The following is a 12329-nucleotide window of genomic DNA, read 5'->3' as shown; positions in this document are numbered from 1 at the left end:
TCCCGTCCGCTCTCTAAACTCGTCCCGGATCGCGCTGACGAGGAGAGTGCGGCAGATACTTCAGGGAGGAAACCGAATGCTCAATTTCAGGACGAAGTTCGTTGCCGCCGGCGCGATAGCGCTGTCGCTTGGCCTTGGCGCGGTATCGGTCAAGGCACAGGAATTCATCAACGTGCTGACCGGCGGCACGTCGGGCGTCTACTATCCGCTCGGCGTGGCGCTGTCGGAAATCTACGGCAAGGGCATCGAAGGCGCGCGCACCCAGGTGCAGGCGACGAAAGCGTCGGTCGAAAACCTCAACTTGCTGCAGCAGGGCAAGGGCGAGATCGCCTTTGCACTCGGCGATTCCGTCAAGCTGGCCGCCGAAGGCAATACCGAAGCAGGCTTCCCAGGCAAGCTCGACAAGCTGCGCGGCATTGCGGCCATCTATCCCAATTATATCCAGATCGTCGCCAGCAAGGAATCCGGCATCAAGACGCTCGCCGATCTCAAGGGCAAGAGCCTTTCGGTCGGCGCGCCGGCCTCAGGCACCGAGCTCAACGCCCGCACCATTTTCGCCGCTGCCGGGCTGAAATACGAAGACCTCGGGCGGATCGAATATCTGCCCTTTGCCGAATCCGTAGAGTTGATCAAGAACCGCCAGCTCGACGCCACGCTGCAGTCGGCGGGCCTTGGGGTCGCATCGATCCGTGACCTCGCCACCTCGGTGCCGGTAAACATCGTTGCCGTGCCGGCGGAGGACGTCGCCAAGATCGGCTCGCCCTATCTTTCCGTGGTCATCCCCAAGGGCACCTATGAGGGCCAGACCGAGGATGTCGCGACCGCCGCCGTCGGCAATTTCCTGATCACCAGCGCCGATGTCCCTGACGAGACCGCCTACCAGATGACCAAATTGCTGTTCGAGCATCTCGACCAGCTCACCGCTGCCCACGCCGCCGCCAAGGCGATCGACCCCGCCAAGGCGCTCGACGGCATGCCGGTGCCGCTGCATCCAGGCGCCGAGAGGTATTACAAGGAAAAGGGATTGGTGAAGTAAGGAGCCTCGCCTCGCTCCGCACCCTCCCTCGGGGAGGGGAGCGCCCCGCCAGGAACCCCGCCAATGACCGCAACCCCGACCGTTCTTTCCCCCACAGCGGAAGCTCCTGTCGAAGGATTGCCGCCGGGGTTCGGCGAAGGCATCGCCGGCAAGGCGGCTTTTTTTATCGCCATCGCCTTCTCCATCTTCCAGATCTACATCGCCGCCTATGGCAGCCTGCCGAGCCAGGTCGTACGCGCCATGCATGTCGGCTTCCTGCTGCTGCTCGGCTTTGCCCTAATCGCCAATCTGCGCGCCAAAAGCGTCCCGGCGAAAGCAGTGTTCTGGACGCTCGGCGTGCTCGGCTTCGCCATCGGTCTGTACAATTGGGTGTTCTATGCCGACCTCATCCGCCGCTCCGGCTTTCTCACCACGCCTGACCTGATCGTCGGCGCGGTGCTGGTCGTGCTGGTCTTCGAGGCGGCGCGGCGATTGATGGGGCTGCCGCTCGCCGTCATTGCCTTCATCTTTCTCGCCTACGCATTTGCCGGCAATCATCTGCCGCCGCCTTTCATCCATCGCGGCTATGATTTCGCCCAGCTCGTCGACACCTTCGCCTATGGCACCGAAGGCATCTACGGCACGCCGGTCTATGTCTCGGCCGCCTACATCTTCATCTTCGTCGTCTTCGCCGCCTTTCTTGAACGCGCCGGCATGATCGCGCTGTTCAACGATTTTGCGCTTGGCCTGGTCGGCTCATGGCGCGGCGGCCCGGCGCAGGTCTGTGTGCTGTCCTCGGCGCTGATGGGCACCATTTCCGGCTCCGGCGTCGCCAATGTGGTGGCCAGCGGCCAGTTCACCATCCCGCTGATGAAGCGCTTCGGTTTCCGCTCGGCTTTCGCCGGCGCCGTCGAGGCGACCTCGTCGATGGGCGGCCAGATCATGCCGCCGGTGATGGGAGCGGTTGCCTTTATCATGGCCGAGACCCTGAACATCCCCTATGCCGCGGTGGTCAAGGCGGCGATCATTCCGGCGCTGCTCTATTTCGGCGCCTGTTTCTGGCAGGTGCACCTGGAGGCAGGCAAGGCCGGACTGCACGGCATGGCCAGGACCGACCTGCCCAATCCGTGGGATGCGGTGAGACAGCATTGGCCGCTGGTACTGCCGCTCGCAGCACTGATCTACCTGCTGTTTGCCGGCTACACACCGGTGTTCGCCGGCACCATGGGCCTGGCGTTGACCATTGTGCTTATTCTCGGCACGCCGCTGGCAGCATCGATCGGGCCGCTCGCCTTCCGCATCGTCTTCTGGCTGGCGCTCGGGCTTGCCGCGGCTTCCTTCATGAAATTCGGCGTCGACATCCTCAGCCTGGTCATCGCCGTGCTGGTCGTCGCCTGCCTCACGTTCAAGGGCGGGCGCGAGACGCTGCGCATATGCATCGATTCCCTTGCGGAGGGAGCAAAGAACGCGCTGCCGGTCGGCATTGCCTGCGCCATTGTCGGCATCGTCATCGGCACGTTGACGCTTACCGGCATCGCCTCGACCTTCATCGGCTGGATCATCTCGATCGGCGAGAACAATCTGTTCCTGTCGCTGCTTTTGACCATGCTCACCTGCCTGGTGCTCGGCATGGGCATACCGACCATTCCCAATTACATCATCACTTCGTCGCTGGCCGGGCCGGCGCTGCTGTCGCTCGGCGTGCCGTTGGTGGTCAGCCATATGTTCGTCTTCTATTTCGGCATCATGGCCGATCTCACTCCGCCTGTGGCGCTGGCCGCCTTCGCCGCCGCACCCATGGCCAAGGAAAGCGGCCTCAAGATCGGCATCCAGGCCACCAAGCTTGCCATTGCCGGCTTCGTTGTGCCGTTCATGGCGGTCTATACCCCGGCGCTGATGCTGCAGGACCCCGGCCCGATCGCCGCCCAGTTCGGCTATCCCGTCGAGGTCGCCTATATCGTCATCAAAGCCTGCATGGGCATAGTCCTGTGGGGCGCCGCTGCCGTCGGATTTCTGGCCCGGCGCATGGCCTGGTGGGAACGCCTCGTCGCCTTCGCCGCCGGCGTGCTGCTGGTTGCGGCGCTGCCGCTTACCGACGAGGCCGGCTGGGCGCTGTCCCTTGCCTGGATCGGCTGGCACTGCTGGCGCGCGCGGCAGGCTTCGCTGGCCAACTCGGGATGAGCCTCTGCATCGTCGCGGCCGGCAAGACGGTGGCGCTCGCGGTCGCTGCCTTCACGCTCTCCTGGGTGCATTCGGTGGAGAAGACTCAGTGGCAGGAAGACTGGAAGGTGCTGCCGTCCGGCCTGCAGCTGGTCGAGGCCCGCATCAAGGGATCGGGCGCCGGGATGGAGCCGCCGCAAGGCTCGGTGCTGAGAAACGGCTGGTGGGTCTATGCGCCCAAGGTCGGGCCACAGCGGCGCCTCGTGCTAGCCGCGTCGGGCGCTACGGGTCAGGGTTGGACGCTGTGCACGGCGCAGGACTGCCGCGAACTGGCTAAGCTGGCAGGCGACACGATCTCGCTGGAGCCGTGCGGGCCGGAGGGCTCCAGCCAGCCGCGGTAGCAGGCGATCATGCCGGCAAGTGGATGCGAGATCTCGACGTGGAAGCGGAAGCGGCCATCCTCCACCGTTTCGTAGGAAGCCGAGCGTGGACCGAGCCACATCGGCAGCGGCAGGCCAAAAAAGCTCCAGCAGCGCAAGACCAGCGCCAGCCGGCCGTCCTCGGCAACCAGCGCCATCGCGAAGGTCAGCGGGCCGAAGCGTTCGCACAGCAGGCGCTGCGATCGACCCCGGCCTGCAAACTGCAGGCTAGAAAAACTGTGCTTGCCGAATGTCCGCGTCCAGGTCTCACTCTCCTTGTCGGTGTCGAAGCGGACGTGAACCGGGATGTCCTCGCTTGCCCCGGGGAAGCCGACCATCCGGGCCATTAGCCGGCCAAGAACATTGCGCCCGCGTTCGACGCGCGCGCGGCCTGCCGCCATTGTTGTGCAATCGTGCATGGCGCGGATTTCCCGGGGCAGGCCATGCCAGGCGTCGCCGAGCAAGACGGCATAAAGCGACTTGTCCCTGTCAGCGGGCTCATTCCTGAACCCGGTGTAGATTGTCTTGCCGGCGAACAGCGCTTCATAATCCCGGAGCTCCAAATCGCGCACCGCCGCCCGTGCGCCCGGCGCGGGCTGATGTCCGGCCAGCGCTTTGCGGACCAGCGCTTCGACCGCCATCGACGGGATCAGCGGCCCATCATTGCCCTCGGCCAAGAGATGCCACGAGCGCTTGACGATGGCGCCCGCCCGGTCAGATCCCTCCACCTCGACGAACATGCCGCCGCGATGCTCGCCCCAGCGCAGCCGGTTCGTTGCCTGATGCATCAGCGGCGCCAGCGGCAAAAGCGAACCGATCAATCCGGCGCGCACCAGCCAGGCGAGGCAGATCAGGGCGCGGTGCAGCAACTCGGGTACCGGCCCGGCTCCCATCCAGATGGTCCTCGCCTCCGGCCAAAGCTCGGCCAAGGCGCGCAGGTCGGGAACGTCGACAAGCGAAAACAGCGTGTATCGAAGCGGCAGCCGGCCCGGCGGCGCGATGGTGTAGCGCAGTTGTTCGGTGAACGGACGGCCTTGTTCCGGACGGCCATTGCGAACAAGCCGCACCGGCTGACCGGCATAACCGGCGATAGCGTGAATGACGTTTCCGCCGACACCGGCCAAGGGCGACGGCGCGATGCCGCCGCGAATGCCGTCGACCCGCGTCAGGTCCGACGACAGGCGGCGCACAACCGCGGCCGTCAGCACCGGAAAGCTCGAGACGCCGGACAGCACGAAAACCCCTGCATTTCGCGCCGCCTCGTCGAACGCAGAGACGCCGGCGACGAAATCCGAGCCGTCGGCTAGATCGAGATAGTTGATGCGCCGGGCGATGCAGGCCTCGATCAGGCGATAGCGTCCCTCGCCATAGGCCTGGAACGGGCCGCTCGCGTCGACTACAATATCAGGCTCAAATGCAGCGAGTTGCGCGGCGAGATCGCCGTCACGGTCGAACAGGGCCGGCTGCAGCCGGGCTGCTGTCGGCGCACGCCTGTTGCAATAAGCGTCAGCCTTGGCAAGCGAGCGCCCGGCGACGAAGAGGATCAGACGCGGTTCGCCCTCCAAAAGCTCGACGGTGCGACCGCCAAAGGTGCCATAGCCGCCGACGACAAGAACCTTCATCCGCAGTTCCCCCAAAATGCCCCGCGCCGCTCCCGGCCACGGCAATGAGCCTAGCCGATCAACCTTGCCCTCACCTCGGCGGAAGGGATTTCACAATTGTCCTTCTTGCCGAACAGAGCGTAGCGGTTCTTTGCGATGCGGTCGTAGAGCCAGTCGCGAAGCGGGCGCGGCAACAGCAGCAGGATCCGCGCTGCCCGCCACGGCCAGCCGAGTTCGGCCATGACGGCAACGAAACTGTCCAGGCGGGTGAAAGCGGCGCCATCGACGATGACGAGATTGGTCTCGTAGCGATCCGTTCGCAGCCCGTATTTCTGGAACAGCATCTCGCCGAAGGGCGACTGCGCCGTTGCGAAATGGAAGCGGCCCTTGCGGTCGAGCTTCACCACCATGCGCACAAAGCCCGAGCACAACACGCAAATACCGTCGAACACGATCAACGGGCGACGTGATTCGAATTCTGGCGGCTCAGGAGAATGGTTCGGCTTGACGATCACGTGACGCCCGGCAGCTGGTGTCAGGCGACACTAGACCTGCCGGCGGCTGGATCAAAGCCCGGACTGCTGAAGGCTTGGCGTTGTCGCACGCCGTCTGTCGGTCAGCGCAGGGCGCTCGGCGCGATAGGTCGTTGACCGATTGTCGGCGTGGGGCCGGCATATTCGGCTGTCGTGACGGCTCTCCATGCTCATCATCAGTGCACGCTGATCCCAAGCGTGTTGCCACGGCGCGCGCAGGCGGGGCCTGGGCCGCGCATGTAATAGCGCTCGGGCCGATAGGTCGGTGCGACGAATTCGCGGATGGCGGCAGCATAGCCGGCGATGTGATTCCAGAAGCTCATTTTACTCGGTCCCTGTCCCGTTTCGGATGTCCCTTCCGAATTGCGGGGATCATAGCGTCCAGGCGTGAATAGTCGGTGAACGCGATGTTAATCTCTGGTCGAAAATGCCTTCGTTCATGGCTGGAATGCGGCTGATTCGCGGTGTTTCCATGCAGTCCGTCGGCATTTCGCCCAGTGTGACTTTTGCATCACATATGTTTCGCCCGAATGTCGCTGAGGCGCGGTTTTGTTTCAGCTTTTTGCTGGACCGCGAAATTTCCGTGCACGCGGCCGGAAAACCAGGAACCCGCCCGTCAGCCGCACGTTGATTTCCCAGTGCCGGGACGAACCGGTTCCGCAGGCTGTGGTGCTCGGGTTGGGCCGCAGCCAAAAATCCGAAACTGCAAGAGAATGGAAAGGCAAAGGCCATGGGCTTCTTTTCGAAGGATATCAAAACACTCGATGACCTGTTCGTGCACACGCTGCGCGACATCTATTACGCTGAAAAACAGATCGAGAAATCGCTGCCGAAGATGATCGACAAGGCGAGTGATCCGCAGCTGAAAGCCGGCTTTGAGAAACATCTCGCCCAGACCAAGGGTCATATCCAGCGTGTCGAGCAGGTGTTCGAACTGCACGGCGTGAAGGCCAAGCAGGTCGACTGCCCGGCCATCGACGGCATTCTCGAAGAGGCCGACGACATCAGCGGCGACATCGCCGACAAGGAGGTCCTCGACGCTGCGCTGATCGCCTCGGCCCAGGCGGTCGAGCATTATGAGATGACCCGTTATGGCACCTTGATTGCCTGGGCCAAGCAACTGGGCCGCAGCGACTGCGCCAATGTGCTGGCCAACAATCTCAAGGAGGAGCAGGCGACCGACCGTAAGCTTACCGAGATAGCGGAAAGCAAGATCAACCTGCAAGCCGCCGAGTAGGGCAGCGATAGAGAATTGAGTTCAAGGCAAGGCCGGGCCGAAAGCCCGGACTTGCCTTTTGCGCCGCCGGAACCGGAACGGGCTTTGGCCGTTCTCGGTTGGACGCCGTTATCGGTTGAACCTTGTCGCGCAGGGAGTTTGTCATGGCGCCGCGCCCCGCCTGGAGAGGATATCTCAAGCTTTCGCTGGTCACTTGCGCCGTCGAACTGACCAATGTCGTGACCCAAGCGGAGAAAGTCTCGTTCCGCGTGCTCAACCGCAAGACCGGCAATACCGTCAAGCGCGTCTATGTCGATTCGGCAAATGGCAAGCCGCTCGATGAAGGCGACGAGATCAAGGGCTACCAGATCGGCGACGGCGACTTCGTCCAAATCGGGGAGGAGGAGATCGAAGCCGTGCAGATCGAATCCTCGCACACGATGAGCCTCGATGGTTTCATCGAAAAATCCTCGATCCAGCAGATCTATCTCGATACGCCCTATTATGTGACGCCTGCGGACGAGGTCTCGGAAGAGGCCTTCGCCGTCATCCGCGACGCCATGGCCGCCAAGAAGACGGCGGGGCTGGCCCGTATCGTGCTCTATCGCCGCGAACGTCCGGTGGTCATCGAGCCGTTGGGCAAGGGTCTGCTGCTGACGACCCTGCGCTATGGCGATACGGTTCGCAGGCCCGAGATGGTGTTCGGCGACATCAAGCCGGTGAAGACCGACGCCGAAATGATCAGGCTGGCCGAACACATCGTCGATGAGAAACAGGCGAAGTTCGATCCTTCCGAATTCGAGGACAAATACGAAAACGCCCTGATCGAGCTGGTCCGCGCCAAGAAGGCCGGCAGGAAGGCACCGAAGACAAAGGCGGAACCACGGCCCTCCAACGTCGTCAATCTCTTCGATGCACTGAAGAAGAGCCTTTCGTCGGAAGCCGGTGGGCCGGCAAAGACCGGACGCCCGGCAAAGGGCGCCAAGTCCAAAGCCGCTCGGCGCAAATCTGCTTAGGATCAGACCATGGTCAGCCTCGAGCAGTATCACGCCAAGCGCAATTTCAAGAAGACCACCGAACCGGCCGGCAAGGTTTCGCGCGGCAAGAAAGCCGAGCCAGGTGGCATCTTCGTCATCCACAAGCATGCCGCCACCAGGCTCCACTACGACCTTCGTCTCGAGCATGGCGGCGTGCTGTGGAGCTGGGCAGTGACGCGGGGCCCGAGCCTCGACCCGCACGAAAAGCGGCTCGCCGTGCATGTCGAGGACCACCCGATCGACTATGCGCCGTTTGAAGGCACTATCCCGAAGGACCAATATGGCGGCGGCTCGGTCATTGTCTGGGACGAGGGAACTTGGGTCCCCGATGGCGATCCGGCAAAAGCGATGAAGAAAGGCCATATCAGTTTCGAACTGCATGGCCACAAATTGCATGGCGCCTGGCATCTGGTGCGGCTGAAGCCGCGTCCGGGCGAAAAGCGTGACAACTGGTTGCTGATCAAATCCGACGATGCCGCCGCGCGTCCGGGCGAGGACATTTTGCAGGAGGCGCCGCAATCGGTGAAGTCCGGCCTGACCATCGAGGAGGTCGGCGAAGGCAAGACCGCCGACGGCAAGAAGCCAAGCGTCTGGCAGTCCGACAGGCCGGCCGCCAGCAAGGCGAAGGCCGTCGCGGCAAGGCGGCTCGAATTCATCGAACCGGCGCTCGCAACACTGGAGCGGGACGCCCCGCCCGGCAAGGACTGGCTGCATGAGGTGAAGTTCGACGGCTATCGCATGCAGGCGCAGCTTGCCGGCACCGAGGTGCGGCTTTTGACACGCGCCGGCCTCGACTGGACCGACAAATTCGGTGGCGCAATTGTCGCGGCACTTGGCGGCCTGAAATGCACCGATGCTATCATCGACGGCGAAATCGTCGTGCTGGCGGATAATGGCGTGTCGTCATTCTCGCTGCTGCAGCAAGATCTGTCGGCGGGCCGCACGGATCGTTTCATCTACTACGTTTTCGACCTGTTGCGTCTCAACGGTGAGGATATCCGTTCCGAACCGCTGGTCGAGCGCAAGGAAACGCTGCGCACTTTGCTCGCCGGATTAGCCGAGGATCAGGCCGTGCGCTTCAGCGACCACTTTGCCGAACCCGGCAAGATCATGCTGGAGCATGCTTGCCGGCTGGGGCTCGAAGGCGTCGTCTCCAAGCGCGCCGACGCGCCCTATCGCAGCGGCCGTGTCCCGTCCTGGGTGAAGTCGAAATGTACGGCGCGCCAGGAATTCGTCATCGGCGGCTACATGCCGTCGGACAAGACCGGGCGGGGCCTGCGCTCGCTGCTGGTCGGCTATCACGAGGGCGGCAAGCTGCGCTATGCCGGCCGCGTCGGCACCGGCTTCACGGCCAAAAGCACCAACGAGCTGAAGAAGAGGCTTGATGCGCTGAAGACGATAACCTCGCCCTTCGACAGGGCGGTGCCAAGGGGTAAGGGGCTGGTCTGGGTCAAGCCCGAACTTGTCGGCGAAGTGGAGTTTCGCAGTTGGACGTCGGACCGTATAATACGCCACGCGTCGTTCCAAGGATTGCGCGAGGACAAGCCGGCGGAGGAAGTCGTGCAGGAGAAACCGAAAGCACGCTCAGCCCCGGCAGAGTCGAAGCCAAAGCCCGCCAAACCCGTGGCCACGGCGAAAACCTCGGTTACGCTGTCCCGCCCCGACAAGCTTCTGTGGCCCGAGGAGAACGTATCGAAGCAGGATCTGGTCGACCACTACGCGCTGGTCTGGCCGCGCATGAAGCAATTCGTCATCAACCGGCCGCTCAGCCTCGTGCGGGCGCCGGACGGTGTTGGCGGCCAACGGTTCTTCCAGAAGCATGCCTCCGCCGGCATGCACGACAAGATCGCCGTGATGAAGGATCCCACCGACGGCGAGGAGATATTGTTCATCCGCGATTTCGACGGTGTCGTGGCCCTCGTTCAACTTGGCGTCGTCGAGATCCACATCTGGGGCTCGACCACGGACGAGCTGGAAAAACCAGACCAGATCATCTTCGATCTCGATCCCGACGAGGGTGTCGACGTGAAGGCGGTGCGTGCCGCGGCGCTCGACATCCGCAGCCGGCTCGACGAACTGTCCCTGCCTAATTTCGTCAAGACCTCGGGCGGCAAGGGCTATCATGTCCTCGTCCCGCTGAAGCCGTCGGCGGACTGGGACGAGGTCAAAGGCTTCGCCCATGAGTTCGCCCGAGCGCTCGAGCAAGCCGCACCCGACCGCTACACGGCGACGTTGTCGAAGAAGGCGCGCACCGGCAGGATATTCGTCGATTATCTGCGTAATGGCCGTGGCGCGACCACGGTCGCGCCCTATTCGTCGCGCGCCAAAAAAGGTGCCACTGTATCAATGCCGGTGACCTGGGCGGAAATCGAGGCCGGATTGCCGCCGAACGCCTTTCCGATCGGCGACAAGACGACGCTGAAGCGGCTTGGGCAAGCCGATCCCTGGGAGGATTTTTTCAAGCAGGCCAAGCCGCTCAAGCGCGGCTAGAGCAATTCCAGGAAAAGTGTGTGGAACGATTTTCCGTCCGGAATGCGTCAAAACAACAAAGATAGAGCGGTTCGGCGTTTCCGTGGAGACGGCGAGCCGTTCTGGTGCGTCGAAGCGAGCCGTCAGGCGAGAAACGTCTTCTCGAACGCCTGCTTGCCTGTCGGCGAGAAGATTACCGCACGGCTGTCCTTCTCGCGCCGCGCCCATTTCTCGGCGAGGATCTTATCGAGAATGGCGGCGCCCAGCGTGCCGGCGAGGTGCGAACGCCGCACGCTCCAGTCGAGGCAGGCCCGGCACACCGGTCGCCGCGCCTTGCCCTCGACATCGATGCCGATCGCGGCGAAATGCGAGGCGGCCGACGGCCCAAGCCGGATCTCCTCATCATTGCGCAGGAGCACTTGTCGAGCGACGAGACGGTCCAGCATCGCCACCGCCTGCTCGCCGGCGAGGTGGTCGTAGCAGACCCGCGCCACGCGCATGGCAGCGTCGCGTGGGCCAGGCCGCACTCGTTGCGGCCCGACCGCAGCGGCAACACCGGTGATCGCCTCGATCATGCCTGCTACCAGCGGGCCGGCGAGGCCGTAGTAGCGATGCCGCCCCTGGCTTGCCAGCGTCAGCAGCCCGCCTTCCATCAGTTTCGACAGATGGGAACTCGCTGTCGGAAGCGACACGCCGGCCTCGAGTGCCAGTTCACTCGCCGTCAGTGCCGTGCCGCCCATCAGTGCAGACAGCATGTTTGCCCGCGCCGGATCGCCCACCAGGCTGGCAATGCGGGCTATGTCAGGTCCTTCGCGCATGGTTCGTTCCTCATCGAAGCATCCTCGTCAGACAAGCATTAATCTCGATGCAAATCAAGGAGACGACAATGCCTGCAAGGACCATTCTCGGCGCCGCGCCTGCTCGCCGGCCGTTCCCGTTCATTGTCTTGCGCCGCTTGCGGCTGCGGCTCCTGAAGCGGTGGTACGACCGTCATTTGCAGCGTCTCGACCTCGCCGAGATCGACGATCATCTGCTGCGTGACCTTGGCCTGACACCCGAAGACGTCCGCCGCGAATGCGCGAAATCCTTCTGGCAAACCTGACCGGCCAGCGAATTTGCCTAGCATATCGATCTTCGGAACGTTTCGACCCGGCTCGAACTGTGACCGCCAGAAAACATCCACCGCCAAGGAGGCGAAAATGACCATCACCTGCTTCATCCGCTACGAGATCGATCCGTTCGGCAAGGCGGCGTTCGAGGAATATGCACGCAATTGGGGGCAGGCGATCCCGCGCTGCGGCGCCGATCTGATCGGCTATTTCGCGCCGCACGAAGGCTCGGCCACTACGGCTTATGCCGCCTACAACATCGACAGTCTTGCGGCCTACGAAGCCTACCGCGCCCGGCTCGCCGCCGATCCCGCCGGCAAGGCGAATTACGAGTTCGCCCGGCGGGAAAAATTTATCCTGAAGGAGGACCGCATCTTCCTCAAACTGGCCTCCGGGCCACATGCTTCTTTGGTGAAGCCATGATCGCCGTCATCTTCGAGGTCGAGCCGGCGGCGGGCATGCGCGATGCCTATCTCGGCATCGCCGCCGATCTGCGCCCACTGCTCGACGGCATCGACGGTTTCCTGTCGATCGAGCGCTTCCAGAGCCTTGCCGATCCGAACCGCATCCTGTCGCTGTCCTTCTGGCGCGACGAGGATGCGGTGAAGGCCTGGCGCAACACGCAGGAACATCGGCAGGCGCAGAGGGCTGGGCGCGGCGGCATCTTTGCCGGCTACCGTTTGCGGATCGCCCATGTCATGCGCGACTACGGCCTGACCGAACGCGCCGAGGCGCCAGCAGACAGCCGGGCGGTGAATGGGTAGCGACTG

At 63.3% G+C, this 12329-nt stretch carries 13 protein-coding genes; 9 read left to right on the top strand and 4 right to left on the bottom strand.

The window, feature by feature from the left end:
* The first annotated feature begins 76 nt into the window (after nucleotides 1-76).
* The 3 genes from NKJ17_RS20065 (at nucleotide 77) to NKJ17_RS20055 (ending at nucleotide 3576) form a co-directional block, all read left to right on the top strand.
* A complete protein-coding gene (locus NKJ17_RS20065) occupies nucleotides 77-1036 on the top strand; it encodes a TAXI family TRAP transporter solute-binding subunit (RefSeq protein WP_254818012.1) in 960 nt (319 codons plus the stop codon).
* Nucleotides 1037-1099: 63 nt separating this feature from the next.
* The gene (locus NKJ17_RS20060) at nucleotides 1100-3196 is read left to right on the top strand and encodes a TRAP transporter permease (RefSeq protein ID WP_352509487.1); all 2097 of its coding nucleotides are present in this window, start codon (nucleotides 1100-1102) and stop codon (nucleotides 3194-3196) included.
* Entirely contained in the window at nucleotides 3193-3576 is a 384-nt protein-coding gene (locus tag NKJ17_RS20055; RefSeq protein WP_352689790.1) for a DUF1850 domain-containing protein, read from the top strand. The genes NKJ17_RS20060 and NKJ17_RS20055 overlap by 4 nt, the downstream gene beginning before the upstream one ends.
* On the opposite strand, the gene NKJ17_RS20050 is transcribed toward NKJ17_RS20055, so the two are convergent.
* The 3 genes from NKJ17_RS20050 to NKJ17_RS20040 all read right to left on the bottom strand — a co-directional run bounded on the left by NKJ17_RS20050 (nucleotide 3465) and on the right by NKJ17_RS20040 (nucleotide 6051).
* Entirely contained in the window at nucleotides 3465-5216 is a 1752-nt protein-coding gene (locus tag NKJ17_RS20050) for a saccharopine dehydrogenase family protein (RefSeq protein WP_352689789.1), read from the bottom strand. The two genes, NKJ17_RS20055 and NKJ17_RS20050, sit on opposite strands and share 112 nt — an antisense overlap.
* Nucleotides 5217-5266: 50 nt before the next feature.
* The gene (locus tag NKJ17_RS20045) at nucleotides 5267-5647 is read right to left on the bottom strand and encodes a thiol-disulfide oxidoreductase DCC family protein (RefSeq protein ID WP_352689788.1); all 381 of its coding nucleotides are present in this window, start codon (nucleotides 5645-5647) and stop codon (nucleotides 5267-5269) included.
* A gap of 257 nt (nucleotides 5648-5904) precedes the next feature.
* On the bottom strand, nucleotides 5905-6051 hold the full coding sequence (locus tag NKJ17_RS20040; RefSeq protein ID WP_254818015.1) for a hypothetical protein: 147 nt from the start codon (nucleotides 6049-6051) through the stop codon (nucleotides 5905-5907).
* Between the two features lie 407 nt (nucleotides 6052-6458).
* Here NKJ17_RS20040 and NKJ17_RS20035 point away from each other — a divergent pair, with 407 nt between their 5' ends.
* The 3 genes from NKJ17_RS20035 to ligD all read left to right on the top strand — a co-directional run bounded on the left by NKJ17_RS20035 (nucleotide 6459) and on the right by ligD (nucleotide 10471).
* Entirely contained in the window at nucleotides 6459-6965 is a 507-nt protein-coding gene (locus tag NKJ17_RS20035) for a YciE/YciF ferroxidase family protein (protein WP_254818016.1), read from the top strand.
* Nucleotides 6966-7108: 143 nt separating this feature from the next.
* Nucleotides 7109-7960 (top strand): non-homologous end joining protein Ku, encoded by an 852-nt coding sequence (gene ku, locus NKJ17_RS20030; RefSeq protein WP_352689787.1) that lies wholly within the window; start codon nucleotides 7109-7111, stop codon nucleotides 7958-7960.
* A gap of 9 nt (nucleotides 7961-7969) precedes the next feature.
* On the top strand, nucleotides 7970-10471 hold the full coding sequence (gene ligD / locus NKJ17_RS20025) for a DNA ligase D (RefSeq protein WP_352689786.1): 2502 nt from the start codon (nucleotides 7970-7972) through the stop codon (nucleotides 10469-10471).
* Between the two features lie 122 nt (nucleotides 10472-10593).
* Here ligD and NKJ17_RS20020 read toward each other — a convergent pair whose 3' ends face one another.
* Complete coding sequence (locus tag NKJ17_RS20020; protein WP_352689785.1) at nucleotides 10594-11268, bottom strand: ArsR/SmtB family transcription factor; 675 nt, start codon at nucleotides 11266-11268, stop codon at nucleotides 10594-10596.
* 68 nt (nucleotides 11269-11336) lie between these two features.
* On the opposite strand from NKJ17_RS20020, the gene NKJ17_RS20015 reads away from it, so the two are divergent.
* The 3 genes from NKJ17_RS20015 (at nucleotide 11337) to NKJ17_RS20005 (ending at nucleotide 12323) form a co-directional block, all read left to right on the top strand.
* Entirely contained in the window at nucleotides 11337-11552 is a 216-nt protein-coding gene (locus NKJ17_RS20015; protein WP_254818020.1) for a DUF1127 domain-containing protein, read from the top strand.
* Nucleotides 11553-11649: 97 nt separating this feature from the next.
* A complete protein-coding gene (locus NKJ17_RS20010) occupies nucleotides 11650-11982 on the top strand; it encodes an NIPSNAP family protein (RefSeq protein ID WP_352509481.1) in 333 nt (110 codons plus the stop codon).
* Nucleotides 11979-12323, top strand: a complete 345-nt coding sequence (locus NKJ17_RS20005) for an antibiotic biosynthesis monooxygenase family protein (protein WP_254818022.1) — start codon at nucleotides 11979-11981, stop codon at nucleotides 12321-12323. Before NKJ17_RS20010 ends, NKJ17_RS20005 begins: the two co-directional genes overlap by 4 nt.
* Nucleotides 12324-12329: the final 6 nt, after the last annotated feature.

Origin of the sequence: Mesorhizobium sp. M0208 (assembly GCF_040322015.1) — a bacterium.
GTDB lineage: Bacteria > Pseudomonadota > Alphaproteobacteria > Rhizobiales > Rhizobiaceae > Mesorhizobium.
The sequence above is the reverse complement of the archived record's forward strand: the minus strand, read 5'-3'. Positions and strand labels throughout refer to the sequence as shown.

What these genes read in the sequence shown, in the direction of transcription:
- NKJ17_RS20035 (WP_254818016.1), top strand. Translation starts at nt 6,459, where the DNA reads ATGGGCTTCTTTTCGAAGGATATCAAAACACTCGATGACCTGTTCGTG.
- NKJ17_RS20020 (WP_352689785.1), bottom strand. Translation starts at nt 11,268, where the DNA reads ATGCGCGAAGGACCTGACATAGCCCGCATTGCCAGCCTGGTGGGCGAT.
- NKJ17_RS20015 (WP_254818020.1), top strand. Translation starts at nt 11,337, where the DNA reads ATGCCTGCAAGGACCATTCTCGGCGCCGCGCCTGCTCGCCGGCCGTTC.
- NKJ17_RS20010 (WP_352509481.1), top strand. Translation starts at nt 11,650, where the DNA reads ATGACCATCACCTGCTTCATCCGCTACGAGATCGATCCGTTCGGCAAG.
- NKJ17_RS20060 (WP_352509487.1), top strand. Translation starts at nt 1,100, where the DNA reads ATGACCGCAACCCCGACCGTTCTTTCCCCCACAGCGGAAGCTCCTGTC.
- ku (WP_352689787.1), top strand. Translation starts at nt 7,109, where the DNA reads ATGGCGCCGCGCCCCGCCTGGAGAGGATATCTCAAGCTTTCGCTGGTC.
- NKJ17_RS20055 (WP_352689790.1), top strand. Translation starts at nt 3,193, where the DNA reads ATGAGCCTCTGCATCGTCGCGGCCGGCAAGACGGTGGCGCTCGCGGTC.
- NKJ17_RS20005 (WP_254818022.1), top strand. Translation starts at nt 11,979, where the DNA reads ATGATCGCCGTCATCTTCGAGGTCGAGCCGGCGGCGGGCATGCGCGAT.
- NKJ17_RS20050 (WP_352689789.1), bottom strand. Translation starts at nt 5,216, where the DNA reads ATGAAGGTTCTTGTCGTCGGCGGCTATGGCACCTTTGGCGGTCGCACC.
- NKJ17_RS20065 (WP_254818012.1), top strand. Translation starts at nt 77, where the DNA reads ATGCTCAATTTCAGGACGAAGTTCGTTGCCGCCGGCGCGATAGCGCTG.
- NKJ17_RS20040 (WP_254818015.1), bottom strand. Translation starts at nt 6,051, where the DNA reads ATGAGCTTCTGGAATCACATCGCCGGCTATGCTGCCGCCATCCGCGAA.
- ligD (WP_352689786.1), top strand. Translation starts at nt 7,970, where the DNA reads ATGGTCAGCCTCGAGCAGTATCACGCCAAGCGCAATTTCAAGAAGACC.